The following is a 24,628-nucleotide window of genomic DNA, read 5'->3' as shown; positions in this document are numbered from 1 at the left end:
CCTTTAATTGTTTATCCTATAAAACTGATAAAATTACTAAGGTTTATAAAATATCCAATTTTTCACTAAAAGTCAATGCTTTTTCCGTAACTTTCTACATCTAACTTATGAGAGGTTGAGATTGGTTGAGAACAGTGGATTTGACATTTGTTCATCTGCAAGGTATATTTATCTTGAAACTGAGATAATATCAAAAGGATGAACAAATAAATGGAGGAATGGACATGAACGAACTGAAAGGGATTCACCATGTCACCGCGATTACGAGCAGTGCGGAAAAAAACTACGAATTCTTCACTTATGTACTTGGGATGCGCCTCGTGAAAAAGACCGTCAACCAGGATGATATTGAAACGTACCACTTGTTCTTTGCAGACGATCGGGGGAATCCCGGTACGGATATGACGTTTTTCGATTTCCCAGGCATTCCGAAAGGGTCCCACGGGACGAATGAAATTTCCACAACGTCGTTCCGGGTACCGAATGATGAGGCTCTGGACTACTGGGTTAAACGCTTTGACCGGCTGGATGTGAAGCACAAGGGCATTAAGGAACGTTTTGGGAACAAGGTTCTTCCGTTTGTCGACTTTGACGACCAGTCGTATGAATTGATTTCTGATGAAAAAGACAATGGTGTGTCTGCCGGAATTCCTTGGCAGGCCGGGCCTGTACCGAACGAATATGCCATCACTGGATTAGGGCCGTTGTATGTCCGCGTAGATAAGGCGGATTACTTCAAGGACATGCTGCAGAAAGTGATGAATTTCCGTCAAACCGCTGAAGAAGGAGCCTTTACGAGGTTCGAAGTCGGAGAAGGTGGAAACGGAGCTGCGGTCATTGTTGAATACAACGCTGTCCTTCCAGATGCGCGTCAGGGGTATGGTACGGTACACCACGCTGCTTTCCGCGTCCATGACCGTGGGGCCCTCCAGGAATGGATTGATCACCTTCCGAAATTCGGTTTCCGCACGTCCGGTTTTGTCGACCGCCATTATTTCGGTTCTCTCTATGCGAAAGTAGCGCCTCAGATTTTGTTTGAGTTTGCGACCGACGGACCTGGATTTATGGGGGATGAGCCGTATGAAACCCTCGGTGAAATGCTCTCCCTCCCGCCGAAGCTGGTGCCGAAGCGTGAGGAGATCGAAAATTACGTGCGCCCGATTGATACCGTCAGAAGTACGAAAACGATTGAAAAAGAATATGAATAAATCACGGACCCTGGAGAGACGCTTTCCGGGGTCTTTTTTTTCAGCATAGGAATCGAACGGGTCACATACGTATGTTTTATTCGCAGGTCTTGCAGGAGGTCAACGAAATGAAAAGCGGAAGTCGTAAGTGGCTGTATCTTCCGATTGAAACGAAAGTGAGAGAGCTGGATGCGAAGTTACTGCTTGCGTTTCATGCCATAAGTCAGGGGTATCATGTCGTGATTGGAGAGCATCGGATGGTGGAACAGGCAGCAGAGAAGCTGCCGCTTGGTATTTTCCTGGCCAAGGGTTATTCGAAAGGGTACGGCAGAAGAGTAGTGGAAAACATAGGGAGATGTCATCATAAGATTGTAGAACTGGATGAAGAGGGTTTTTTCATTCCCGACGCTCCGAAATACATCAGCCGGCGGATGAGGAAGGAGCATATTCGCGGACTCTCCCACGTGTGCTGCTGGGGGGAGCATCAAAAAAACATCCTGACAAAAGCTTATCCTCATATGGAAAAGAACTGTACCATTACCGGAAATCCCAGATTCGACCTGCTGGATGACATCTATAAAGAGCTGTACGCCTCGGATGTAGAAGTCATACAGGCAGATTTCGGCTCTTATATCCTCATGAATACCCGGTTTACGTTTTATAATCCGATCGGCGGGGTGAGAGATAACGTCCATCTGCCGGAAATGGAGAAAATAAAAAGGCTCTGCCATGCTTTTATCCAGCTCGCTCAGACGCTGAGCCGGGTCTATCCGGGAAAAAACATCATATTCCGTCCGCATCCCGGGGAAAGCCTCGACGTTTATAAGGAGGCGTTTAAAGGGTTCCGTAACATCCACATCCATAGGGAGCGTAGTGTGATTCATTGGATTCTCGGGGCGGATGCTGTCATTCATAACGGCTGTACAACCGGAATTGAAGGGGTTGTGCTGAGAAAACCGGTCATCGCCTACCAGCCTGTGATTCACTCCTCCGGCATGATGGACTTTCCCGACAGGCTGAGTATCCAAGCGTTCACCGAGAACGAAGTCGTTCAAATCCTGCAGCATGCTGAAAAGCCTGAACTTCCTGATCAGTTCTTTCATTATTACAGTCATCCGGCCATCCCGTCCGCCTGCACGGCCATTCTGAACGTGTTGAACAACCAACAGGTCCCCCATGCCCCTGTCCCCTCTTTAAAAAGGCTGCGTTTCGTAAAAGACCGGCGGGAAAAAATGAAACGGTTCTTTCCATCTTTATCGACAGAAGAAATCGTACACTTTTATTCCCTTCTGAATAAGATTTCCAATAAAAACCTTCCTTATCGTATCCACCCTTTATCGGATCGGTTATATCTGCTTGAAAGCCTGTAACCAGGGACCGGAGCCGGCTCCTGGCTGGGTTTCTATCTATTATTTTCACCTTTCTATAAAAATAGCATATACATAAGCATGATCAGGTAGAAAGATATGAGGGAAGGAGAAAGAGAGTGTTTTATAAAAATAAGGGCATTCTGGTAATTGGTGGGACGGGCACAATTGGAAAGCGGATTGTGGCTGCCCTTTTGAATGAATCCCCCAAGTATATCAAGGTGTTGAGCCGTGATGAATATAAGCAGTATCAATTGGAAAAAGAACTGAAGTCCGATCCGCGGGTGCATTTTATTCTAGGAGACATCCGTCATTACGAAACAGTCTATGATGCAATGGAAAACGTAGATTACGTGTTTCACCTGGCCGCTATGAAGCATGTTCCTTTTTGTGAAAACAACCCGTATGAAGCGGTGCTTACCAACATAGCAGGAACACGGCACGTGGTGCGGGCAGCAAAGGCCCGCGGTGTCAAAAAGGTTGTGTTCACGAGTACAGATAAAGCGATTTCTCCGACGAATACGTATGGAGCCTCCAAGCTGATTGCTGAACGACTTCTTTTATCCTCCGAACAGCACAAATCAGAAGAAGGTACAATTTTTGCCAGTGTGCGTTTCGGAAATGTCATGGGGTCCAGAGGGTCTGTCATTCCTCTGTTTGTTAAGCAGATGGTAGAGAAGAAGCGGATTACCGTGACGGATGATCGGATGTCGCGGTTCATGATGACGATTGACGAAGCCGCTTCCTTAACGATCCGCTCACTGACGAGAGCACAGGGGGGAGAAATTTTCGTCTTGAAAATGCCGGTCATTTCCCTGCAGGACCTCATTGAAGTGGTCCGGGAGGAAGTATGTCTTGCCTATGGCTTGGACACACATGAAATCACAGTTCAGGAGATAGGGTTAAGAGTGGGAGAAAAAATGTACGAAGAACTGATGACCTTTGAAGAATCGACGACAGCCTGGGAATTTGAAGATATGTACGTCATCCCGGGGGATAAACGGACCTCCTATCCGGATGCTGTCAGAACTCAAGTGGGAACGTACAGCTCAAGCGATCAGAAACCGGTCTCCAAAGAAGAGCTGCGCCGGATTGTGCAGAAGCAGAATTTAATTTAGGAAGGAAAGCGGCCATGGATATCATTGAACAAAAATACTGGTCCGTGTACCTGGACTTTCTGGATGATTTTCAATCCCTCCATTATAAAGGGCACAGCATCTCCTACCTTTGTTACTACAGAGGGCTGATCCAGAGCAATAAAGGACTGATGGAAATCTACCAGCAGAAGGGGTGGGTTTCTTTTGTTCGTAACCATGTCACGGATGTACGAGTCGTTCAGCGGCGTTTTGACGGGTACAAATCGAGGTTTCAAAAGAAAAGGAATCAGGCAGTGAAAAAGAAGCTCGTGTTGTATGACGGGTATGGGCTTCTCAGGCTTCCAACTGCCACTTTATTGAGACTGAACCGGACCTTTGAAACGCTGTACATCGTCGATCGGGAAAACGGCCGGAAGAAAGGGGAGAAAAAGCCGAAGGTTAGGTCGCTGGGTGAAACAGTGTTAGTGAAGAGGCCGTCCGGTATGAAAAAAAGAGCAGCGAGCGTCCTTCCTCCTCGTTACTTTGACGAATATAAGGTGAATGTCCATAAAGAAGTGCTGCGTCTTCAAAAAGAAGCGAAAGTGATCCTTGCCCGTAAGAAAGCGGCCGGCCACCCGGTGTATGCCGTTCCTTACTTTGAAAAAGCATTGATGAATCAGATTGACCAGGTCGTTCATCGAGTGGAACAGATCGGGGCATTACTGCAGCGGGAAGGGGTAGGGTGTGTCATCGTCCCGTATTCGCAATATATGGAGTCGCGGATCTTTTCCATTTTAGGAGCTGTTTATCAGATACCTGTAGCCGCCCTGCAGCACGGCATCATTTCCGATGCATTCGGCTATCTTCCGTGCGTCACTGATTATAAGCTTGTCTTTGGACATTATGAGAAGCAATGGTTCCTATCCCGGGGGGTTCCGGAGAAGAAGATCGTTGTGATGGGACACCCGCGTTTTGATGAAGTGTACAAGGCGGCTCAGATCGACAAAGCAGGAATCAAACAGAATATAGGGCTTCCCATTCATAAGAAAAACCTTCTCATTGTTGTACGGAGCAACTATCAAATGAAAAAATGGGAGTCATTTTTGAAATCCCTCCCCCTTTCAAATCCGGTGAATCTCATCATCAAAGATTTCCCTGACCACACGCCCCATTACTTAACAAAAAAATTCCCGTCCACCTTCCATTCCAGGAACCAGCCGTTAAGTGACTTGATCCAGCTGTCTGATGCGGTGGTCAGTTACCATTCAACCGCCGGGATTGAAGGCTTGATGGCCGGTAAGCCTGTATTTATCCTGAATAATAATTTTTATGGATACAGCGGATATTTTGATTCATTGGGACGTTTGAAACAGGATGACCCTGTCCGGCTTGCGGGCTTGGTCAATACTTTCCTTAAAGATGGCAGGGTATCTGCACACGATCAGTCCTTGATGCAGTCATTCACACAACGTACTTATCCGCTTGGGAACGGGGCAGAGGGGCGGCTTTCATCCTTTATCACAGGGCTTCTGAAGAAGTGATGCCCTGTGATTTTTTTACATACATAACGGCACCTAGCAATATATGTATATAGGAATGCCGTTTTTAAAAGAGGAGGGAGCTTTCTGAACGTACTTGTTACAGGTGGAGCAGGGTTTATCGGTCGATGGGTCGTGAAGAAATTACTGGAAAACCAGCATAACGTCTGCGTCGTTGATAATTTGTCGAATGGGGACGTCGGAAACATCGAGGAGTTTCTTTCGCATAAACGTTTTAAAGCTTTTTATCATGATGATATACGCAAAGAAGATGTCATCGAACAGGTCGTCAACGATTCTGTGGATATCTGCTACCATCTAGCGGCAAGTATCAATGTCCAGGACAGCATTGATGATCCGCAGACCACATTCTATAACGATACGGTTGCGGCCTTTCATTTGCTGGAAAGCTGCAGAAAGAACAAGGTAAGACTTGTGTTCATGAGCACGTGTATGGTTTATGATCAAGCATCCAATCCCCAGGGGATTACCGAAAAGGACCCTGTCAAACCAGCTTCTCCCTATGCCGGTTCAAAAATTGCAGCAGAAAATATGGTGCTGTCCTACTTTCATGCCTATCAGATGCCTGTCACGATCGTACGCCCTTTCAACACGTATGGTCCTTTTCAAAAGACAGGAGGAGAGGGTGGTGTGGTTCCTATTTTCATAAAGAAAAAGCTGAATAAAGATCCGATCCAGATTTATGGAAACGGGGAGCAGACCCGTGATCTTTTATATGCAGAGGACTGTGCGCGGTTCGTTGTGGAGGCGGGTCTCCATGAAGAGGCGTTTGGGGAAATTTTGAATGCGGGTCTGGGCCGCGATGTGTCGATCAATCAGCTGGCTGAGCTGATTGCGGACGGCCGGACGTCCATTACTCATATCGAGCACATTCACCCGCAAAGTGAGATTTCCAAACTGTTGTGCGATTATTCCAAAGCCAAAAAGATCCTCGGCTGGGAACCTGAAGTAGATTTAGAGGAAGGGATCCGGCGGACAGAGGAATGGATCAAATCCAACCGTATGTAAAGGAGCTGGGCAGGTGGGAGGCAAGCTTGCTGTATTTGGAGGAAAGCCTGTACGTGATTCGTTTCTCCCTTATGGAAGACAGTGGATTTCCAAGGAAGATAAAGCAGCCGTTGAACGGGTTTTGAACAGTCCCTATTTAACGACAGGACCTGCCGTAGCCAGTTTTGAGAGAAAAACAGCTGCTTATACAGGGGCGGCGTATGCTGTTTCCTTTTCAAGTGGAACGGCAGCGCTGCATGCCGCCTGTTTTACTGCCGGCATCGGGAAGGGGGACGAAGTCATCACCTCCCCTCTCACCTTTGCCGCCAGTGCCAACTGTGTCTTGTACTGCGGAGGCACGCCGGTTTTTGCAGATGTAGACCCCCGCACGTATTTGATTACACCGGAAAGTATCGAAGCCGCTGTTACCGAGCGGACGAAAGCGGTCATTCCTGTAGATTTCACCGGACAGCCGGCTGATTATGAGGCTATCAGAAAAGTGGCGGACAAATACAATCTGCTCATCATCGAAGACGCCGCTCATGCTCTCGGGGCTTCCTATCACACACAGAAAGTCGGTGCTCTCAGTGATATGACGATGTTCAGCTTTCATCCCGTGAAACCAGTGACCACCGGAGAAGGCGGCATCATTACGACGAATGAGGAAAGCTGGTACAAAACGCTTCTTCAATTCCGTACCCATGGCATTACGAAGCATGCACCTGATTTTATACAAACACGCGATCCGTGGGAATATGAGATGCAGTTTCTCGGATTCAACTATCGGATGACCGATCTGCAGGCCGCTCTTGGGGAAAGCCAGCTGGACCGGCTGGATACGTTCACATCCATGAGGGAAGCTTATGCGGATTATTACAACAACGCCTTCAGGACCGTGAAGGGTGTAACGATCCCTTACCAGGAACAGGACCGGCGTTCGAGCTGGCATTTGTATATTCTTAAGCTTGATGAGGAGATGATCGGCATTCGGAAAGAGATTTTTGAGGCATTGACAGCGGAGAACATCGGGGTGAACGTCCATTACATGCCTGTATATGAACAGCCGTACTATCAGGAAAACGGCTTTGATCAGGTCAGCTGCCCAACCGCAGAAAAGCTGTATCAGCAATTCCTCACCCTCCCGCTTTTTCCTGCCATGGACCAACAGGACCTGGATGATGTGATCGAAGCAGTCCGGAAGGTTTTGAATTATTACCGGGATGGGGCCGGCTCATGAGAGCAGCCATCCGTGTCGACGCATCGGTCCAGTGGGGGACCGGGCATATGATGCGCTGTCTGACTTTGGCCCAAGATCTTCGTGACCTTGGAGCCCATGTATTTTTTATATGCCGAAGCTGTCCGGAAAGTCTTGTGCAGGTGGCTGTGAACCAGTCTTTTTCTGTGTATAGGCTTGAGGACAGCGGGGAATTTTCTTATAAAAAGGATGCGGACCAGACGAAAGAGCTGCTTCAATCATGGGGACCCATCGACTGGCTGATTGTGGACCATTATCAATTGGACGCCGGATGGGAGGAAGAGGTGCGGCCGTTGGTGAAAGGACTGATGGTCATTGATGATCTGGCTGACCGGCGGCATGCCTGTGATGTGCTGCTGGACCAAAATATCTGCAGCAATCTTCATGAACGGTATACCCATTTGATCCCTTCGTCAGCTGTCCGTCTTCTCGGACCGGACTATCTTCTTTTAAGAAAGGAATTTCTCCAGGCAGGTAAGGAGCAGAGTGGAAACATCCATCATCTTCTAATCAGCTTCGGAGGCAGCGATCCTTCCGGTCAGACGTTGAAAGCGATTGAAGCTGTCCATCATATGACAGATCTGACTGTGACTATCGTTGTCGGTGGAGCGAACGAGAAGGTGGAGGTCATTCGGAGGTACGTGTCCCGGTTTCCACACATGACCCTGCACGTACAGACCAGTCAAATGGCACGGCTGATGGAAGAGGCTGACCTCGTCATAGGAGCTGGCGGCTCATCCATCTGGGAGTGCTGCTATATGAATCTTCCAGTGATTGTCATTCAAACAGCTGCCAATCAGGCCGCCACCATCGCTGCTCTGAAAGAGAGAAAAGCCGTTTTCTATGTGGGAAAGGCTGTGGATGTGCCGGTGGACCGGTTGAAAAGGGCTGTTGAAAAGCTTGTCTGCAACCCAGCCGCCGCCCGGGAAATGGCCGGTCGATTTTCTCAAATCATGGATGGGTACCGCCCAGGACGTGTGGCGGCTTGTTTAATGAACTGGAATAACTCTCCTGACATACCGGGGAGGAAGAAGGGATAAGGTTCCCCCATGGAATTCAGCATTCAAGGCCGTCGCATCGGGAGCGGCCATCCACCGTTCATCATTGCGGAGATGTCAGGCAATCATAATCAATCGCTGGCAAAAGCCCTTACCATGGTCGACCATGCCGCCGCATGCGGGGTGGATGCTTTGAAAATACAAACGTATAAACCGGAGACGATGACGCTCTCCAGCAGCCGGCCGGATTTTACGATTAAGGACAAACAAAGCCAATGGGATGGAAAAAAGCTTTATGACTTGTATGAGGAAGCGAAAACCCCGTGGGAATGGCATGAGAAGGTGTTCAGCAGATGCCGGAAAGCGGGGATTATTGGTTTCAGCACTCCTTTTGATGAATCGGCAGTCGATTTCCTGGAAGCGTGTCACGTTCCGTTATATAAGATATCCTCCTTTGAAAATACAGATCTCTCTTTAATTGAAAAAGTCGTGAAAACAGGGAAACCGGTCATCATCTCGACCGGAATGGCGTCCTTAAGTGAGGTGGAGGATATAGTGAAAACGGTGAGGGGCAGTGGAGGCAGCCAGTTTGTCCTGCTGAAGTGCACAAGTACTTATCCGGCACCTCCCGGTCACTCGAACATCAGCACGATTCCGCATATGGCGCAGACATTTTCCTGCCCTGTCGGCCTCTCCGACCACACGCTCGGCATCGGTGCGGCCGTTGGAAGTGTGGCCCTGGGGGCGGCCGTCATTGAAAAGCATTTCGTGCTGAATCGGTCTGAAGGAGGCGTGGATGCTTCTTTTTCTCTGGAGCCCTCAGAAATGAAACAGCTGGTACTAGAATCGAAAAACGTGTGGCGGGCGATGGGGAGGATTTCGTACGGGGATACGCTGGAAGACGAAAGAGCGAGAAATTACCGGAGGTCTCTTTACATTTCGAAGGATGTAAAGGAAGGGGAGACTTTTACAGACGAGAATATTCGAGCGGTCCGTCCGGGCTACGGCCTGCTCCCGAAGTACAAAAGCGTCTTCCTTGGGAAGCGGGCGCCGTTTGCCATCTCCAAAGGCACTCCGTTGAGCTGGGATATGCTTACGGGAAGGCGGAATGATGTATGAACGTTGTAGCGGTCATCCAAGCGAGAATGGGCTCCACACGACTGCCTGGGAAAGTGCTGAAAATGGCAGCAGGAAAACCTCTCCTGCAGTTCCAGATTGAACGTGTCCAACGGGCATCCTCTATCGATCAGCTCGTCGTGAGTACGACGGTTCAACCTGGTGATGACCCGATTGAACACTTGTGCAGCCAGCTTGGAACGGCCTGTTTCAGAGGATCGGAAAAGGATGTATTGGAACGCTTTTATTTGACGGCCTCCCACTATCAGGCAGACGTCGTGATCCGGCTTACCGGGGACTGTCCGCTGATGGACCCTGCCGTTGTTGATGAGGTTACCGCTCTCTTCCTCCATCACTATCCGAAGTATCCGTATGTATCCAATACAAAATTCCGGACGTATCCAAGAGGGATGGATATCGAAGTATTTACATTCGAAGCTCTCTATCATTCTCACTTGATCGCAGATGACAGCTGCACACGCGAGCATGTGACAACAAAAATGATCCGCGATACCCGCCCGTTCAAACACAATCACCTCTTGTATAAGAGAGATGAAAGCAGACACCGATGGACGGTGGACACCATAGAAGATTTTCAGCTGGTTGCAAAGATCCTTGAACATCTCTACCCAAAGAATCCCCGTTTTACTTTGGAGGATGCGCTCGCCTTGTTGGACGCCCACCCCGAATGGGCGGAAATCAACCATCATATCCAGCAGAAAAAGGAGGAGACGGATGATTGAATTCGAGAGATTGAAAGAATCCCATCTCGATCTGGTGTTACAGTGGAGAACCTCCTCCTTCGTCACACGGTACATGTATACAGATATAGAGGCGGACCGAAGCAGACATCAGGCCTGGTTCGAATCGGTCTCCCAATCCGACACGGACCTCTACTGGGTGGCTGTGATCGATGCGGTGCCTGTCGGTGTGCTTTCTCTAAGTGACATCCACCCTGTCCATAAACGGGCCGTTTTCGGTTATTACATAGGTGAGGAAAAATACCGGATTTATGGTGGAATCCTTCCTCTCTATCTATATAACCACGTTTTCAGCAATCTTTCTTTGAATAAGCTGACAGCAGAGGTGATGGAGGGGAACGACAAGGTGGTGAAGCTCAATACCTTCCATGGATTTCGTATGGTCGGCACTCGTAAAAATCACGTGATCAAGCATGGGAAAAGCCATGACGTCCACCTGATGGAGCTTCATAAATCCGACTGGGAGAAGAAGAGCCGTCTATTTAAGAAATATACCGCACCCTTTTGACAAGGAGGAGGAAACGTGGAGGATCAATTGATTGTGATTGTTAATGACATGCGTAAAGATAATGGCCTGCCACCGTTGAAACGACTGGATGCCGGTCAGCATCTCAGGGATGATTTGAACATGGACTCCTTGATGCTCGCTGAATTGACAGTCCGTGTGGAGAGTGAATTCGACGTAGATATCTTTGAGGATGGCCTTGTTGAAACGGTTGGAGACGTCATCAGGAAAATCGAAGGGCACCAGCGTCCATGAAGCATCTTTTTCTCGCTTCCAAAGGACATCAGTATACGTACGAGGAGCTCCTTAAGGATGTGGGCAGCAGGAAAATGGCGTGTTCCAGAATTTTTGTGAAAGGGAACGAACCGTATCAGATTTTCGCAGCGATTGTCCATAGTCTGTGGCTCGATTATCCGGTAGAGCTGTTGGACGGAGATTTTTCTGATGAAGAATTGAAAAAAATGGGGATCCAAACCTCTGACCTCCAGCCTGCTTTGTTGGAAAGTCTTCCTGAGCATCCTCCGTCTCATGAGGACGTAACGACCCGTCTTCACCCAAAAAACTGGACCTTGTCCTTGTATACATCAGGAACAACCGGCCGGCCGAAAAAAGTCACTCATCGGTATGAGTCGTTAACACGGCAGGTGAAAACCGGCAGTCACTGGGAGGACCATGTGTGGGGGTTTGCCTATAACCCTACACACATGGCCGGTCTGCAGGTCTTTTTTCAAGCCTTCTGCAATAAAAATCCGATGATCTATGTGTTCAATGAAGAGCAGAAACGGCTGCCTGATTTGATTGAGCCATATCAAATGACGCATCTGTCCGCCACAGCTACCTACTATCGCAATATATTCCCCAGGCTTCAGTCGAAGACCTATCCGTCCGTCAGGCGGATCACATTTGGCGGCGAAGGGTTTGATGAACGATTGTCGGAGAGGATGAAGCAGGTTTTCCCGCATGCCCGGATCAGGAATGTGTATGCCTCGACAGAAGCAGGAAGTGTATTTGCTGGAAACGGCCGCACCTTTACTATATCCTCCTCCATAAAAGACTTAGTGAAAATCAATGAAAACCAGGAACTGCTCATCCATCAGTCGCTGGTCGGTACATTGGAAAACGCAGAAGTCGGCGGCGAATGGCTGAATACCGGAGATGTTGTACAGGAGGTCGGGGCAGATCAATTTGTTTTTGTATCCAGGAATTCTGATTTTATTAATGTCGGGGGGTACAGGGTGAATCCGTTGGAAGTCGAAGCTGTGCTGACAGCGGTCCCGGGAGTAGAGGATGCATTGGTGAAAGGGAAGAAAAATAGTGTAACAGGAAACCTGCTTACCGCTGATATCGTAAAAGCGGCAGACGCCGAAGAGGATCAAGTGAAGAAAGCGGTCCGGGAGCACGCCTCACGCATCCTGCAGCCGTGGAAAGTACCGAGGATTCTTGCGTTTGTCGAAGCCATTCCGAAAACGCGCACAGGAAAGAAGGTCAGAGAATGAAGTGGGTCATTGTCACCGGTGAATCCAGAGGCGTGGGAAAGGCTGTTGCCAGAGAAATTTTAATGGAAGGAACGTATGGGGTCATCGGCATCAGCCGGTCGAAAGGGGCCGAAGTCGAAGATCTGAAACAGCTGGGAGGGGAGCGTTTTGTCCACCTTACCTACGATTTAGAAAACGTGGAAGGGATCAAATTGTTATACCTGCAGCAGCTGAAACCGCTCGGGGTCATTCATGGGTTTGTGAACAATTCCGCCACTGCCTATGATGACATTATTTCCAATCTCCGTGTCGATCCGCTTGAGAAGATGTTCCGAATCAACGTACTGAGTCCCATGCACCTGACTAAATATGTGATCCGGGATATGCTGTTGAACAAAACGGAAGGATCGATCGTTCACATTTCCTCCATCAGTGCCCACACCGGATACAAAGGATTAAGCATGTACGCATCTACAAAAGGGGCCATCGAAGCGTTCTCGAAAAATACGGCGCGGGAATGGGGGGCACGGGGCATCCGTTCCAACTGTGTGATCCCTGGATTTATGGATACGGCCATGAGTGCGACTTTAACGGAGGAACAGAAGGAGAGAATTTACAAACGAAATGCGATGAAGAAGGAAACCGGGATTGCCAGTGTCGTACGCACCGTTCTTTTTCTTTTATCCGACCAGTCCTCTTCGATCACGGGAACAGGTATACATGTAGATAATGGAACGATATAAAAAACCGCAGATCCAGGGGATCTGCGGTTTTTTGGCTGGGGCTGCTAAACCCATAAGTAAGCCCCAGCTGAATGCTGGAGCCTCCGCCACCTATACCTATACAAACGTTCGTCTCTTATGTTCTTTTATATCTCTACTTCAGATGGCTCAAACTAAAGATACCATATTAAGGATGATAAGTTAACTAAATTGTCGGAAAAAATCATAGGTCTTTAGATTCATTTTATTACTTATATAACTTTTTTTAACTTTTGTTAAAAAGGGTGAAGAACCCTTTAATGCCTGATATACCCATCAGCTTCTTTCCTTTGTTCCATAGATAGGGATATAGTATAGTGGAAATGAGCGTGATAATTCTGAAAAATAGTGCGTCAGGGAGGAAGGGGTCCATCAAATGTCTCAACAAACGTTTCTCTATCAGCCGAAAGTAACCGAGGTACTTAACAATATTAGAAAAGTGATGATTGGAAAGGAAGAAGCAGCGCTTTTAAGCGTTGTGGCCCTGCTGGCAAAGGGACATGTTCTGCTTGAGGATGTTCCTGGAGTAGGGAAGACGATGCTTGTCAAAACGCTTGCGAAATCCTTGGATTGTGATTTTAAGAGAATTCAATTCACACCGGATCTGCTGCCGTCAGATGTGACCGGTGTTTCCATTTATAACCCGAAGACATTGGAGTTCGAGTTCCGTCCAGGCCCTATTCTCGGAAACATCGTCCTGGCCGATGAAATCAACCGGACGTCTCCGAAGACGCAGTCCGCGCTGTTGGAAGGGATGGAGGAGACGAGCATTACCGTGGATGGGAGTACCGTCCAGCTTGGGGAGCCCTTCTTTGTCATGGCAACCCAGAATCCTATCGAGTATGAAGGAACCTATCCGCTGCCGGAAGCGCAGCTGGACCGTTTTCTTTTGAAAATGGAGATGGGCTACCCTACAGCGAAGCAGGAAATGGAAATGCTTGCCCGTACGTCGAACAGTCATCCGATCGAAGAAATCTCGGCTGTAATAACAAGGGAAGAACTGGTGGAGCTTCAAAAGGAAACCGCCCAGGTCTATGTGGACCGTTCTGTTCACCGTTATATCGTAGAACTTGTCACAGGCACACGTGACCATGAAGGAGTCTACTTAGGCGTGAGTCCGAGGGGATCAATTTCTTTGATGAAAGCGGCCAAAGCCTATGCGTTCGTCCATGATCGCGATTATGTGCTCCCGGACGATGTGCAGTTCATGGCTCCGTATGTGCTCGGCCACCGGATGATTTTAACGTCTGAAGCGAGGTTTGAAGGGAAGACGTCCGCCTCTATCATTGAGGAGCTCCTCACGGCTACTTCCATCCCGGTGAAAAGGACGACCGGGGAATGAAGCAGACGTTCAGCCTTGCCGGCAAAGGGGCTGTCGTCGTTCTGTTGTTTGCGGCCCTGTTCTCGTATGCGATGTTTCAAGGCGGATTTGTCAGCTGGTTTCTTTTTTATGCGTTTCTCCCGTTCCTTCTTTATATGATCGGTGTGCTCGTGTATCCGATCCGTAAGTGGGAGGTTGAGCACCAGTTGTCCAGGCGTTATGCCCTTGGCGGGGAAACCGTGGAAGTGGAGGTGACGCTGAAGCGGCGGTTCCCATTCCCTGTTTATTACTGTGTCATTGAAGAATATCTTCCGGCATCCTTGAAAAAGGTGGATGAACACTTGGAGAAATACAAGGATATGACGCAAACAGAAACGTATCATGAACAGCGGAATATCAAGAAAGTCGTCTTTCCGTGGTTCAGCCGGAGGATTTCGTACCGCTACGAACTTCAAAAAGTCCCGCGCGGTGCCCATGCCTTCAAGGCGATCCGTGTGAAAACGGGCGACTTCTTCGGATTTGTAAAAAAAGAACAGGTGTACAAGCATACGAATGAACTTCTCGTGTTTCCATACGTCCGTCCGGTAAAAATGAAGGACCGGGTCTACAGCTTTGAGCAGGGGACAAGTCCTTCCTTTAAACTCAATGAGAAAAATACCAATATCGTCACGGGTGTCCGGGAATACATGCCGGGTGACCGCTTTGCCTGGGTGGATTGGAAAACGACGGCGAAGAAAAACGAAATGATGACAAAAGAATTCGAACAGGAAAAAAGCGTGGAAATGCTGATGATCTTAAATACAGGCGCCCATTCGGATATGGACATTTTGAGCTTTGAAGGAGCGGTCGAATTTTCAGCGTCGCTTGTGAAGGAGTTTCACCAGCAGTCTTCCCCGCTGTCATTCATGACGCTTGGGGAAGACCGCCGGTATTTCCCCTATCACCAGGACCCGGCCCGCCAGCAGCAGATCCAGGGGCATCTGGCCCGGGTAAGGCCGGTGGGGCGGCAGCCGTTTGCCAGTCAGCTTGAGCGCGAACGCCCGTCTGTGCCGAGCGGTGTTCTCTTGATGGTGGTCAGCCATCAGCTGGACCAGGATGTTCAGGCGGCGCTTTCGAAATTGGCGAAGAAAAGCAAGCGGCTCGTCTTTTTTTATGTCCGCCCGCATGAACGGCTGACCTTTCAGGACCACCAGCTGATCAAGCAGCTGAAAAGCCGTGGTGTGGTGGTCAATCTCTTATCCGAAGAGCAGATGACACAAAAGGAATTCGAGGTGAACACGTAATGCAGGACCGTCATTCAACCATTTACCGGATGATCCTCTACGGCATCGGTTTTCTTTTGTTCTGTGAATGGCTCCGGCCGCTTGAAATGATTTCCCAGACGGATGACGTCCGGATTTTCTTTATTTTTGCGGCGTTTTGTTTTTTTGTTTCCTTTTTACAAGTCCCCTGGTATCTATCCATGCCGTTAAAAGGACTGGGTGTGGCCTTTATTCTGGACGGACTGTACATCGGGGAACTGATTTTTTCCCCGGGGTGGTTCGCCGTTCTTATCGAGCAGGTCACCTTCAATATTCAGATGATCAGTAGTCAGGAATGGTGGCAGATGACGCCGCTTTTCCGCAGCCTGCTGTTCCTGATTTTACTGTGGCTTATGAGTTACCTTCTTTACTACTGGTTCGTAGTTGCGCGCCGCATGTTCTTTTTCGTGCTTTTGACGATTCTTTTCGTTGCCATTGTTGATACATTCACGGTTTATGATGGCAGCTGGGCGATTATCCGGACCTTTATGATCGGGATGGCAGCGCTCGGACTGTCGAGTTTTGCGAAAGAAATGGATAAGGAATCCATTGTATTCAAAGGGCTTCATAAAGCCAATGTCTGGCTGTTTCCATTGATTGGAGTCATTTTGTTTTCTTCCGCAGCCGCTTATGCGTCTCCCAAGTTTGCTCCACAGTGGCCGGATCCGGTTCCATACTTGGAAAGTGCCGCAGGAGGGACAGGGGCCGGAGGAGGACGGACAATCCAGAAGGTCGGGTATGGCGAGGATGACAGCCAGCTTGGCGGATCGTTTGTGCAGGATGATACGCCGATCTTCACAGCGACCGTGGATGGGGACCGCTACTGGCGGATTGAATCGAAGGATACGTATACAGGAAAAGGCTGGACAGATACGCTGGAGCAGCCGGTCATGACGACGGACCCTTATGATATTCCATTCTCCACGTTCACTGAAGAAGTGGAAACGGAAACGCAGACCGCGCAGATTGAAATGACGAGGTTCGCTTCGTTTAGAAAACTGGTTTATCCCTACGGTCTTACATCCGTCGGGAATTTAGATGGGGAGTACAACCTCCGCGTTCACAATAACACGGGGGAGATGGATACGTACCAGGGGGATGCTCCTGCGAAAATCAGTACAGCTGAATTGACGTATGAGTTTCCTTCTTTTGAATACAGCCAGCTTCGTGAATCCGGGAATAATGATCCAGAGGAAATCAGGGATCAATACCTGCAGCTCCCGGAGAATCTGCCGGAGCGCGTCCGCAATCTGGCTTCCCAGATTGTCGAGGGAGAGGACAACCGGTATGATCAGGCAAAGGCCGTGGAGCGTTACTTTTCAGCCAACGGCTTTGAATATTCAACGACGGATGTTCCGGTTCCGGGCGATGACGAAGACTATGTCGATCAATTTTTGTTTGAATCCCAGATTGGATACTGTGACAACTACTCGACATCCATGGTTGTCCTTCTCCGCTCAGAAGGGATCCCGGCGCGCTGGGTCAAAGGCTTTACAGGCGGTGAGCGGATCGATTCTGTGGAAAATGAAGAAGGAGACGGCGTCCAGAACGTGTACGAAGTCACGAGTGGAAATGCGCACTCCTGGGTGGAAGTGTATTTTCCTGACGTTGGCTGGGTTCCTTTTGAACCGACACAGGGCTTCAGTAACAATGCTGATTTTTACACCGATGTCGATGTGGAAGAGACCGAAGAAGATCCGGCAGCAGGTGCTGAAGACGATACGCAGGATGAAACGATGGGGAATCCTCAGCAGGTGGAGGAGGAAGATGAAGCCTCCGGAAATGCGGATGCAGCCTCTTCTTCTGGATCGACGACCTTTACGGCAGTCCTTACAGGTACCGTCCTTTTGGCGGTTGGTATTCTGCTTTATGTCACCCGCTACCGCTGGATGGCCGCGCTTCTGATCCGCCGCTACCTCCGTAGTGAAGACGAAGAGACGTATGAGAAGGCTTACCACTTCCTTTTGAAAGTGCTGAATCATAAAGGGTTGAAACGGAAGCCTGATCAAACACTCCGTGATTACGCCTTGAAAGTGGACCAGCATTTTCAATCCAATGAAATGCAGCGGTTGACGAATAATTATGAGCGTGTGATCTATGGAAATGAATCCGAGAAGGACCAGTGGCAGAAAGTAACGGAATTATGGGAAAATTTAATTAAAAAGACATTGTCTTGATTCCTTGGAAGACGGTTGATAGAATAAGTGAAAATTATCAGATAGAATTCTTCCTTCGTATATCCTCGGGAATAAGGCCCGAAAGTCTCTACCGGGGCACCGTAAATGCCCTGACTATGAAGGTGGGAGTCACAGACGTGTCTTGACATGGATGGATTTCTGCCTTCGTTGTATGCAGCATACAAGAGGCAGGAGTCCATTTTTTTATGGCACGGGAAGTGAAAGAAACAGGCAGGACCAATTTTGGTACAGGGAGTGGAACGTATATGGAAAACGTACAAGGAATGATTCTCGTACTCGACTTTGGAAGTCAGTACAACCAGTTGATCACACGAAGAATCCGCGAATTCGGCGTGTACAGTGAGCTGCATTCACACAAGATGAGCATAGAGAAAATCAAGGAGCTGAATCCGAGCGGCATTATCCTTTCCGGTGGGCCGAACAGCGTATATGGAGAAAACAGCTTCCGTTGTGATGAGCAGATTTTTGAACTGGGTATTCCGGTGCTCGGCATCTGTTACGGCATGCAGTTGATGACCCACCATTTTAATGGAAAAGTAGAACGGGCCAAGGAACGCGAATACGGCAAAGCCGACATTCACATTACAGAAGACCCGGTCCTGTTCCGCAAGACACCAAAAGAACAGGCCGTATGGATGAGTCACAGTGACAAAGTAATCGAAGCTCCTGAAGGTTTCCGTGTGGATGCGACGAGCCATTCCTGTCCTGTAGCTGCCATCAGCCACGAGGATGCAAAGATGTACGGCGTCCAGTTCCACCCGGAGGTCCGCCATTCAGAATATGGGAATGATCTTCTTCGCAGCTTCGTTTTCGATGTCTGTGAAGCGAAGGACGACTGGACGATGGAACACGTGGTAGAAATGGAAGTGGAAAAAATCCGTGAGCAGGTGGGCGGTCGTAAAGTGCTGTGTGCGTTGAGCGGCGGTGTGGATTCCTCTGTTGTAGCAGCATTGATTCATAAGGCGATCGGAGATCAGTTGACGTGTATTTTCGTCGACCACGGGCTGCTGCGTAAGAACGAAGCCGATGACGTCATGCGTACGCTGGGTGACGGCTTCAATATGAACATTATTAAAATAGATGCCAAGGAGCGGTTCATGAGCAAACTTGACGGTGTATCCGATCCGGAAAGAAAGCGGAAGATCATCGGCAATGAGTTCATTTATGTGTTTGATGATGAAGCAGAAAAGCTGAAGGACATTGACTTCCTTGCCCAGGGTACACTGTATACCGACATTATCGAAAGTGGAACAGAAACCGCTCAGACGATCAAATCCCACCATAATGTCGGCGGTCTTCCGGAGGATATGGAATTCCAATTGATCGAACCTTTGAATACGCTGTTCAAGGATGAAGTACGTGCGCTGGGTACGGAGCTTGGTGTACCAGAACACATCGTCTGGCGTCAGCCGTTCCCCGGTCCAGGTCTTGCCATCCGTGTTCTAGGAGAAGTGACAGAGGAGAAACTGGAAATCGTTCGTGAATCTGACTTCGTCCTTCGCGATGAAATTAAAAAGGCCGGGCTGGATCGTGACATCTGGCAGTATTTCACTGTGCTTCCTGATATCCGATCGGTCGGAGTCATGGGAGATGAGCGTACCTACGACTATACGATCGGGATCCGTGCGGTTACGTCCATTGATGGTATGACTTCAGACTGGGCCCGCATTCCATGGGACGTGCTGGAGAAAATATCGACGCGTATCGTGAATGAGGTCGATCACATCAACCGCGTCGTGTATGACGTGACGAGTAAGCCGCCTGCAACGATTGAATGGGAATAATCGAACATTAAAGGGTTTTTATTTAATAATGTTCGGAAATAGTGTTGACAGTTCTTGTCGAACGATGTAAGCTGAAGACAATTCAATAACGCATCACCTTCGTATAATTTTGGGGATAAGGCCCATGAGTTTCTACCAGACCGCCGTAAATTGGTCTGACTACGCTGGTGAATGGACGACTGCCTGTACGCATGTGCAGACGTCCGTTTATCCTCGTATCTACAGACACTCCTGGATTTTATCCAGGGGTGTCTTTTTTTTGTGGGAGATGGGTCAACATAAAAATAAAGAGACCCGATAAGAAAGGCGACGGAAAACAAAAAGGGGAGGATTTACAAATGAGTAAGTTTTTTAAGTTTAAGGAAATGGGAACGAGCTATCGGATTGAATTCATGGCGGGGCTCACAACGTTTCTCGCGATGGCCTACATTTTGTTTGTCAACCCGTCCACGCTCGCACTGGACGGCATTGAGGCTCTGCCTGAAGGGGTCACTCGTATTGATAAGGGAGCCGTATTCACCGCTACAGCCGTAGCAGCCGCGGTGGGTACATTGATTATGGGATTGTTTGCGAAGTATCCGATCGCTCTTGCTCCCGGTATGGGACTGAACGCATTCTTTGCGTATACGGTTGTGCTCGGGTTTGGTATTCCGTGGGAAACAGCGCTTGCCGGCGTACTTGCTTCTGGACTTATTTTTATTGTGTTAACGGTAACCGGCCTGCGGACGATGATCATTGATGCTATCCCTGGAAACCTTAAGCTGGCTGTCGGAGCGGGGATCGGGCTGTTCATCGCGTTTATCGGCTTTCAAAACGCCGGGATCGTACAGAACAGTGACGCGACACTGGTGCAGCTTGGTGATTTGACCGCCGGACCGACGCTTCTCGCTGTTTTCGGGATCATTGTCAGTGTCATTCTGCTTGCTGTCGGATTGAAGGGCGGCATTTTCTACGGGATGGTGCTGACGTCATTGATGGGGATTCTCACGGGCTTGATTGATCCACCATCTGGCCTTGGCGGCATTGTCAGTCCGGCGCCGAGTGTGGCACCGACGTTCGGTGCAGCGTTGACACACTTTGGGGATATTTTCACGATCCAGATGCTCGTAGTCATCCTGACGTTCCTTTTCGTCGATTTCTTTGATACGGCCGGTACACTTGTGGCTGTAGCCACCCAGGCCGGGTTTATGAAGGATAACAAACTGCCGCGGGCCAACCGTGCGCTGTTCTCCGATTCCGCTGCTACGGTCGTCGGGGCCGTCGTAGGGACTTCTACGACGACGTCCTACATTGAATCCACCGCAGGTGTCGGTGCAGGTGGACGGACAGGCTTTGCTTCTGTCGTGACGGCAGGATTTTTCCTGCTTGCCCTGTTCTTCTCTCCGCTTCTCGCTGTTGTAACTGCTGAAGTTACCGCACCTGCATTGATCATTGTCGGAGTGCTGATGGCGTCCACCTTGAAGAGCATTGACTGGGATGAGTTTGAAATTGCCGTCCCTGCTTTCTTTACGATTGCTGCGATGCCACTGACGTACAGCATTGCCACCGGGATTGCCATCGGCTTTATCTTCTATCCGATTACAATGTTCTTGAAAGGACGATCCAAAGAAATTCATCCGATCATGTATTTCCTTTTTGTCATTTTCGTCTTATATTTCATTTTCCTTGCATAAGGATGTCTATGAAAAGAGTGGTGCACTCTTGGATGACTTCCCCGTCAAGGTATAAAAAAACCGGCGGCCTTCTGTCAGGCGCCGGTTTTATTCATCCTCCAGGTGGCGGATGGTGATCGGTTTCTGTCTTGATGAATCAGGGATGTAGCGGTGAAGCTGGACGACCAGCAGTCCGTGCCTGTAGGTGGCTTCTATTTTGTCATGCCGGACAGGGTAGGGGAGGTCGATGGAACGTTCAAATGTACCGTCGGCAATTTCTGCTTTGATCTGATGACCACCGCGGTTGTTGATTTCGATTTTCCCTTTCAATGTTAACGTAGCGTGGTCGACGAGAACATCGACATTTTTCGGGTGGTCCATGCCGGGAATGTTGACGAAACAGAGCAGCTCATTATCGTATTGATAGATGTTGACAGCCGGTATGGCGGGCTTCAACATCCCTTCAAAGCCGCCCCAGAATTCCTGGCCGAAGAAACGGTCGAAGTTTCCTTTCCAATCCTTGAACTGGTCCATCAGCCTGCACCTCCAAGATTTGTCTGTAATTGCGGTGAAAAGCGGTTGTGCCCCTTTATTCTCATGGTTTATAGTGTATGCAAGAGAAGCGGTCCGGGTGATAGATTTTCACTTTATCCCGGGCAAAGGAGGCTGTCTGTATTGTTTGAAAACCCACTTGTACTCATCGCCATCATATTAGCGGTGAACATCGTTTATGTATCCTTTTTTACCCTTCGTATGATTTTCACATTAAAAGGACAGCGGTATTTCGCAGCGTTTATCGGAATGTTTGAAATCGTCACGTACATTTACGGACTAGGCATCGTTCTTGACCGTCTGGACCAGATTGAAAACGTTATTGCCTATGCTGTCGGTTACGGTACAGGGGTGATTGTCGGTATGAAGATTGAAGAGAAGCTCGCCCTCGGGTATATTACAGTTAACGTCATCTCCTCGAACCCGGATATCGAATTCACCCGTCAGCTCCGGGATAAAGGGTACGGGGTGACGAGCTGGTACGCGTACGGCATGGAGGGAGACCGGCTGGCGATGCAGATCCTGACTCCTCGAAAGTATGAACTCAGTTTATATGAAACCATCCGTACGATTGACCCAAAAGCCTTTATCGTTGCGTATGAACCAAAGCAGATCCATGGAGGCTTCTGGGTGAAGTCTGTAAAGAGAGGAAAAATCCGCGATGCCCAAAAAGAACAGCAGGAACAGCAGAATGCGTTTTGAAGTGCAGGAAAATGAAACGATCGATGATTGTCTCGACCGCATGAAGAGTCAAGGCTACATGCCCGTCCGCCGCATGGAAGAGCCGGTCTTCCGTGAAGAAATCCGAAACGGGGAAAAAGTCATGGAGCCTGTAGGAAAAACGATCGTATTTCAAGCCGTTAAACAGTAAAACCGAACAATTTGTCAATTATAAAATGTCATTGTTCGACAATGGCGTTGACAGCCAAAAGAGATTCTTGATATGATAAAGACAGAATTGCATAGACGACCTCATATAAGGCGGGGATATGGCCCGCACGTCTCTACCTGGGAACCGTAAAGTCCCGGACTATGAGGGGAGTTATGTCAGCGGCGCCCGGCCGGCCTTGGCCGACGTATGCCTGTTCGACTCCTCTCATTGATTGAGCGGTCGGGCAGGCTTTTTTTATGTTACTTCACAAAGAAACGAGGGAGAGCGCATGGCTGAAGTTGGGATCATTATGGGAAGTATTTCGGACTGGGATACGATGCAGGAAGCCTGCATCGTCCTGGATGAACTGGCCGTCGATTACGAAAAAGAAATCATATCTGCCCACCGGACACCGGAAGATATGTTTGAATACAGTGAAACCGCCCGCCAGAAAGGGCTGAAGGTCATCATTGCCGGCGCAGGGGGAGCTGCCCACCTGCCTGGAATGGTCGCTTCTAAGACGACACTCCCCGTCATCGGGGTACCGGTTGAATCAAAATCGCTTCAAGGCATGGATTCCCTTCTTTCCATTGTCCAGATGCCCGGCGGCGTTCCTGTAGCCACCGTATCGATTGGAAAAGCCGGGGCTAAGAACGCCGGGCTTCTCGCAGCAGAAATGCTGGGGGCTTTTGATAAAGAAACAGCTGGACGGCTGGAGGAGTACCGCAGCCGGATGAAAGAGAAAGTCGGAAATATGAGGAGGGAGCTCGATGAATATTAATGTCATCCGTCCAGGCCAGACCATCGGCATCCTCGGCGGCGGCCAGCTTGGAAAAATGATGGCGCTCGCTGCCAGGCATATGGGGTACCGGATTGCTGTGCTGGATCCATCCGAAGACTGCCCCTGTGCACCGGTGGCCGACCATCATATTGTAGCTGCCTATGATGACTTTGAAGCTGCAGAGCGGTTGAATACAATCAGCCAGGTGGTCACCTACGAATTTGAAAATGTGGACGCCGGTGTTTCCCGTTTTTTTGCTGAAGCAGACAAGCTTCCCCAGGGCACGCTTGCCCTCGAGGTGACACAGAATCGTGAGAAAGAGAAGGCCTTTGCTGTAGACGCCGGCCTTGCTGTACCGGATTACCGTATCGTCCATACGTCGGAAGAAGCCGGTCAGGCCGTCAAAGAGATTGGATATCCGGCAGTTATGAAAACGATCAGCGGCGGCTATGACGGCAGAGGTCAGCTGAAACTCGAACAGGAGTCAGATCTTGAGAATCTCCCTTCTTTTCTGAAAGAAGGCGGCACGTATATCGTGGAACAGTGGATTCCTTTCGATCTTGAAATCTCCCAGGTTTTCACCCGTGGACAGGATGGAAGTATCGTTTATTTCCCTCTTGCGGAAAATATCCATAGACAGCAGATTCTTCATGAAACCCGGGTTCCGGCCCAGGTGTCGGACGTTGTCCTTGATAAGGCGAAAGCCGCCGTTGAGGCCCTGGCCGAACGTATCGGCGTTGTCGGGACGTTTGCTGTGGAAATGTTCGTCAGCGGCGATGATATCTACATTAACGAAATGGCGCCGCGTCCGCATAACTCCGGACACTACACGATTGAAGCGTGCAGTGTCTCGCAATTCGAACAGCATATCCGTGCCATCTGTGGACTGCCGCTGCTGCCGGTACATACCTTCGGCGCAGCCGTGATGATCAATGTCCTCGGAAAACACCGCGGCATTCTCAATGACCGGATTGAATACTATACAGGCGGCCACCTTCATGACTACGGGAAAAAAGAAGCCCGGACCACACGCAAGATGGGGCACCTGACCTTCATCGGTGACACACTCGAAGAGATCGATGAACGCATCGAACAAAATCAGATCCATTATTGGTAGGAGG

23 protein-coding genes and 3 riboswitches are annotated in these 24,628 nt (G+C 49.2%); of the genes, 22 read left to right on the top strand and 1 reads right to left on the bottom strand.

What is annotated here, in order from left to right; genetic code table 11:
* The first annotated feature begins 224 nt into the window (after positions 1–224).
* From ACXADP_RS17930 to ACXADP_RS17845, 18 genes are all read left to right on the top strand, one after another.
* A complete protein-coding gene (locus ACXADP_RS17930) occupies positions 225–1,208 on the top strand; it encodes a ring-cleaving dioxygenase (protein ID WP_474967374.1) in 984 nt (327 codons plus the stop codon).
* Between the two features lie 107 nt (positions 1,209–1,315).
* On the top strand, positions 1,316–2,557 hold the full coding sequence (locus ACXADP_RS17925) for a surface carbohydrate biosynthesis protein (protein ID WP_474972071.1): 1,242 nt from the start codon (positions 1,316–1,318) through the stop codon (positions 2,555–2,557).
* Positions 2,558–2,673: 116 nt separating this feature from the next.
* Positions 2,674–3,672: an SDR family NAD(P)-dependent oxidoreductase gene (locus ACXADP_RS17920; protein WP_474967376.1), complete on the top strand. Its 999-nt coding sequence runs from the start codon at positions 2,674–2,676 to the stop codon at positions 3,670–3,672.
* A 14-nt stretch (positions 3,673–3,686) separates the two neighbouring features.
* On the top strand, positions 3,687–5,171 hold the full coding sequence (locus ACXADP_RS17915) for a capsular polysaccharide export protein, LipB/KpsS family (RefSeq protein ID WP_474972070.1): 1,485 nt from the start codon (positions 3,687–3,689) through the stop codon (positions 5,169–5,171).
* Positions 5,172–5,255: 84 nt separating this feature from the next.
* Positions 5,256–6,197 (top strand): dTDP-glucose 4,6-dehydratase, encoded by a 942-nt coding sequence (locus ACXADP_RS17910; RefSeq protein ID WP_474972331.1) that lies wholly within the window; start codon positions 5,256–5,258, stop codon positions 6,195–6,197.
* Positions 6,198–6,210: 13 nt separating this feature from the next.
* Positions 6,211–7,413 (top strand): UDP-4-amino-4,6-dideoxy-N-acetyl-beta-L-altrosamine transaminase, encoded by a 1,203-nt coding sequence (gene pseC / locus ACXADP_RS17905; protein ID WP_474972069.1) that lies wholly within the window; start codon positions 6,211–6,213, stop codon positions 7,411–7,413.
* On the top strand, positions 7,410–8,471 hold the full coding sequence (gene pseG, locus ACXADP_RS17900) for a UDP-2,4-diacetamido-2,4,6-trideoxy-beta-L-altropyranose hydrolase (protein ID WP_474972068.1): 1,062 nt from the start codon (positions 7,410–7,412) through the stop codon (positions 8,469–8,471). The genes pseC and pseG overlap by 4 nt, the downstream gene beginning before the upstream one ends.
* Before the next feature lie 9 nt (positions 8,472–8,480).
* Entirely contained in the window at positions 8,481–9,548 is a 1,068-nt protein-coding gene (pseI, locus tag ACXADP_RS17895) for a pseudaminic acid synthase (RefSeq protein WP_474972067.1), read from the top strand.
* On the top strand, positions 9,545–10,288 hold the full coding sequence (locus ACXADP_RS17890; protein ID WP_474972066.1) for a cytidylyltransferase domain-containing protein: 744 nt from the start codon (positions 9,545–9,547) through the stop codon (positions 10,286–10,288). The genes pseI and ACXADP_RS17890 overlap by 4 nt, the downstream gene beginning before the upstream one ends.
* Positions 10,281–10,814 carry a UDP-4-amino-4,6-dideoxy-N-acetyl-beta-L-altrosamine N-acetyltransferase gene (gene pseH / locus ACXADP_RS17885; protein ID WP_474967382.1) on the top strand — a complete coding sequence of 178 codons (534 nt, stop codon included), beginning with the start codon at positions 10,281–10,283 and terminating at the stop codon, positions 10,812–10,814. Before ACXADP_RS17890 ends, pseH begins: the two co-directional genes overlap by 8 nt.
* A gap of 15 nt (positions 10,815–10,829) precedes the next feature.
* Positions 10,830–11,066, top strand: a complete 237-nt coding sequence (locus tag ACXADP_RS17880; protein ID WP_474967383.1) for an acyl carrier protein — start codon at positions 10,830–10,832, stop codon at positions 11,064–11,066.
* A complete protein-coding gene (locus tag ACXADP_RS17875) occupies positions 11,063–12,307 on the top strand; it encodes an ANL family adenylate-forming protein (protein ID WP_474972065.1) in 1,245 nt (414 codons plus the stop codon). Before ACXADP_RS17880 ends, ACXADP_RS17875 begins: the two co-directional genes overlap by 4 nt.
* The gene (locus ACXADP_RS17870; RefSeq protein WP_474972064.1) at positions 12,304–13,029 is read left to right on the top strand and encodes an SDR family NAD(P)-dependent oxidoreductase; all 726 of its coding nucleotides are present in this window, start codon (positions 12,304–12,306) and stop codon (positions 13,027–13,029) included. Before ACXADP_RS17875 ends, ACXADP_RS17870 begins: the two co-directional genes overlap by 4 nt.
* 394 nt (positions 13,030–13,423) lie before the next feature.
* The gene (locus ACXADP_RS17865) at positions 13,424–14,389 is read left to right on the top strand and encodes an AAA family ATPase (protein ID WP_474967386.1); all 966 of its coding nucleotides are present in this window, start codon (positions 13,424–13,426) and stop codon (positions 14,387–14,389) included.
* A complete protein-coding gene (locus ACXADP_RS17860) occupies positions 14,386–15,651 on the top strand; it encodes a DUF58 domain-containing protein (RefSeq protein ID WP_474972063.1) in 1,266 nt (421 codons plus the stop codon). Before ACXADP_RS17865 ends, ACXADP_RS17860 begins: the two co-directional genes overlap by 4 nt.
* Positions 15,651–17,846 carry a DUF4129 domain-containing transglutaminase family protein gene (locus ACXADP_RS17855; RefSeq protein WP_474972062.1) on the top strand — a complete coding sequence of 732 codons (2,196 nt, stop codon included), beginning with the start codon at positions 15,651–15,653 and terminating at the stop codon, positions 17,844–17,846. The genes ACXADP_RS17860 and ACXADP_RS17855 overlap by 1 nt, the downstream gene beginning before the upstream one ends.
* A gap of 35 nt (positions 17,847–17,881) precedes the next feature.
* A riboswitch (purine riboswitch) is annotated at positions 17,882–17,983 on the top strand.
* A 129-nt stretch (positions 17,984–18,112) separates the two neighbouring features.
* Positions 18,113–19,651 (top strand): glutamine-hydrolyzing GMP synthase, encoded by a 1,539-nt coding sequence (guaA, locus tag ACXADP_RS17850; protein WP_474970341.1) that lies wholly within the window; start codon positions 18,113–18,115, stop codon positions 19,649–19,651.
* 79 nt (positions 19,652–19,730) lie between these two features.
* Positions 19,731–19,833, top strand: a riboswitch (purine riboswitch).
* Positions 19,834–19,989: 156 nt separating this feature from the next.
* Positions 19,990–21,324, top strand: a complete 1,335-nt coding sequence (locus tag ACXADP_RS17845) for an NCS2 family permease (protein WP_474972061.1) — start codon at positions 19,990–19,992, stop codon at positions 21,322–21,324.
* Positions 21,325–21,411: 87 nt separating this feature from the next.
* On the opposite strand, the gene ACXADP_RS17840 is transcribed toward ACXADP_RS17845, so the two are convergent.
* Positions 21,412–21,837 carry an Hsp20/alpha crystallin family protein gene (locus ACXADP_RS17840; RefSeq protein WP_474972060.1) on the bottom strand — a complete coding sequence of 142 codons (426 nt, stop codon included), beginning with the start codon at positions 21,835–21,837 and terminating at the stop codon, positions 21,412–21,414.
* A 141-nt stretch (positions 21,838–21,978) separates the two neighbouring features.
* Between ACXADP_RS17840 and ACXADP_RS17835 the strand changes: the two genes are divergently transcribed.
* The 4 genes from ACXADP_RS17835 (at position 21,979) to purK (ending at position 24,624) form a co-directional block, all read left to right on the top strand.
* Positions 21,979–22,557 carry a DUF2179 domain-containing protein gene (locus ACXADP_RS17835; protein WP_027955713.1) on the top strand — a complete coding sequence of 193 codons (579 nt, stop codon included), beginning with the start codon at positions 21,979–21,981 and terminating at the stop codon, positions 22,555–22,557.
* Entirely contained in the window at positions 22,517–22,726 is a 210-nt protein-coding gene (locus ACXADP_RS17830) for an NETI motif-containing protein (RefSeq protein ID WP_474972059.1), read from the top strand. Before ACXADP_RS17835 ends, ACXADP_RS17830 begins: the two co-directional genes overlap by 41 nt.
* Positions 22,727–22,807: 81 nt before the next feature.
* Positions 22,808–22,908: riboswitch (purine riboswitch) on the top strand.
* A 107-nt stretch (positions 22,909–23,015) separates the two neighbouring features.
* Positions 23,016–23,507, top strand: a complete 492-nt coding sequence (gene purE, locus ACXADP_RS17825) for a 5-(carboxyamino)imidazole ribonucleotide mutase (protein ID WP_474967390.1) — start codon at positions 23,016–23,018, stop codon at positions 23,505–23,507.
* A complete protein-coding gene (gene purK / locus ACXADP_RS17820; protein ID WP_474967391.1) occupies positions 23,497–24,624 on the top strand; it encodes a 5-(carboxyamino)imidazole ribonucleotide synthase in 1,128 nt (375 codons plus the stop codon). The genes purE and purK overlap by 11 nt, the downstream gene beginning before the upstream one ends.
* The last annotated feature ends 4 nt before the right edge of the window (positions 24,625–24,628 follow it).

The organism is Halobacillus sp. AWH4_228 (genome assembly GCF_056158365.1).
This window is presented reverse-complemented; position numbering and strand designations above follow the sequence as displayed.

Coding starts and splice junctions, on each gene's coding strand:
- ACXADP_RS17870 (WP_474972064.1), top strand. CDS start 12,304: ATGAAGTGGGTCATTGTCACCGGTGAATCCAGAGGCGTGGGAAAGGCT.
- ACXADP_RS17925 (WP_474972071.1), top strand. CDS start 1,316: ATGAAAAGCGGAAGTCGTAAGTGGCTGTATCTTCCGATTGAAACGAAA.
- ACXADP_RS17915 (WP_474972070.1), top strand. CDS start 3,687: ATGGATATCATTGAACAAAAATACTGGTCCGTGTACCTGGACTTTCTG.
- guaA (WP_474970341.1), top strand. CDS start 18,113: ATGGAAAACGTACAAGGAATGATTCTCGTACTCGACTTTGGAAGTCAG.
- pseG (WP_474972068.1), top strand. CDS start 7,410: ATGAGAGCAGCCATCCGTGTCGACGCATCGGTCCAGTGGGGGACCGGG.
- ACXADP_RS17830 (WP_474972059.1), top strand. CDS start 22,517: ATGCCCAAAAAGAACAGCAGGAACAGCAGAATGCGTTTTGAAGTGCAG.
- purK (WP_474967391.1), top strand. CDS start 23,497: ATGAATATTAATGTCATCCGTCCAGGCCAGACCATCGGCATCCTCGGC.
- ACXADP_RS17860 (WP_474972063.1), top strand. CDS start 14,386: ATGAAGCAGACGTTCAGCCTTGCCGGCAAAGGGGCTGTCGTCGTTCTG.
- purE (WP_474967390.1), top strand. CDS start 23,016: ATGGCTGAAGTTGGGATCATTATGGGAAGTATTTCGGACTGGGATACG.
- ACXADP_RS17845 (WP_474972061.1), top strand. CDS start 19,990: ATGAGTAAGTTTTTTAAGTTTAAGGAAATGGGAACGAGCTATCGGATT.
- pseH (WP_474967382.1), top strand. CDS start 10,281: ATGATTGAATTCGAGAGATTGAAAGAATCCCATCTCGATCTGGTGTTA.
- ACXADP_RS17855 (WP_474972062.1), top strand. CDS start 15,651: ATGCAGGACCGTCATTCAACCATTTACCGGATGATCCTCTACGGCATC.
- ACXADP_RS17890 (WP_474972066.1), top strand. CDS start 9,545: ATGAACGTTGTAGCGGTCATCCAAGCGAGAATGGGCTCCACACGACTG.
- ACXADP_RS17840 (WP_474972060.1), bottom strand. CDS start 21,837: ATGGACCAGTTCAAGGATTGGAAAGGAAACTTCGACCGTTTCTTCGGC.
- ACXADP_RS17875 (WP_474972065.1), top strand. CDS start 11,063: ATGAAGCATCTTTTTCTCGCTTCCAAAGGACATCAGTATACGTACGAG.
- ACXADP_RS17865 (WP_474967386.1), top strand. CDS start 13,424: ATGTCTCAACAAACGTTTCTCTATCAGCCGAAAGTAACCGAGGTACTT.
- ACXADP_RS17930 (WP_474967374.1), top strand. CDS start 225: ATGAACGAACTGAAAGGGATTCACCATGTCACCGCGATTACGAGCAGT.
- pseI (WP_474972067.1), top strand. CDS start 8,481: ATGGAATTCAGCATTCAAGGCCGTCGCATCGGGAGCGGCCATCCACCG.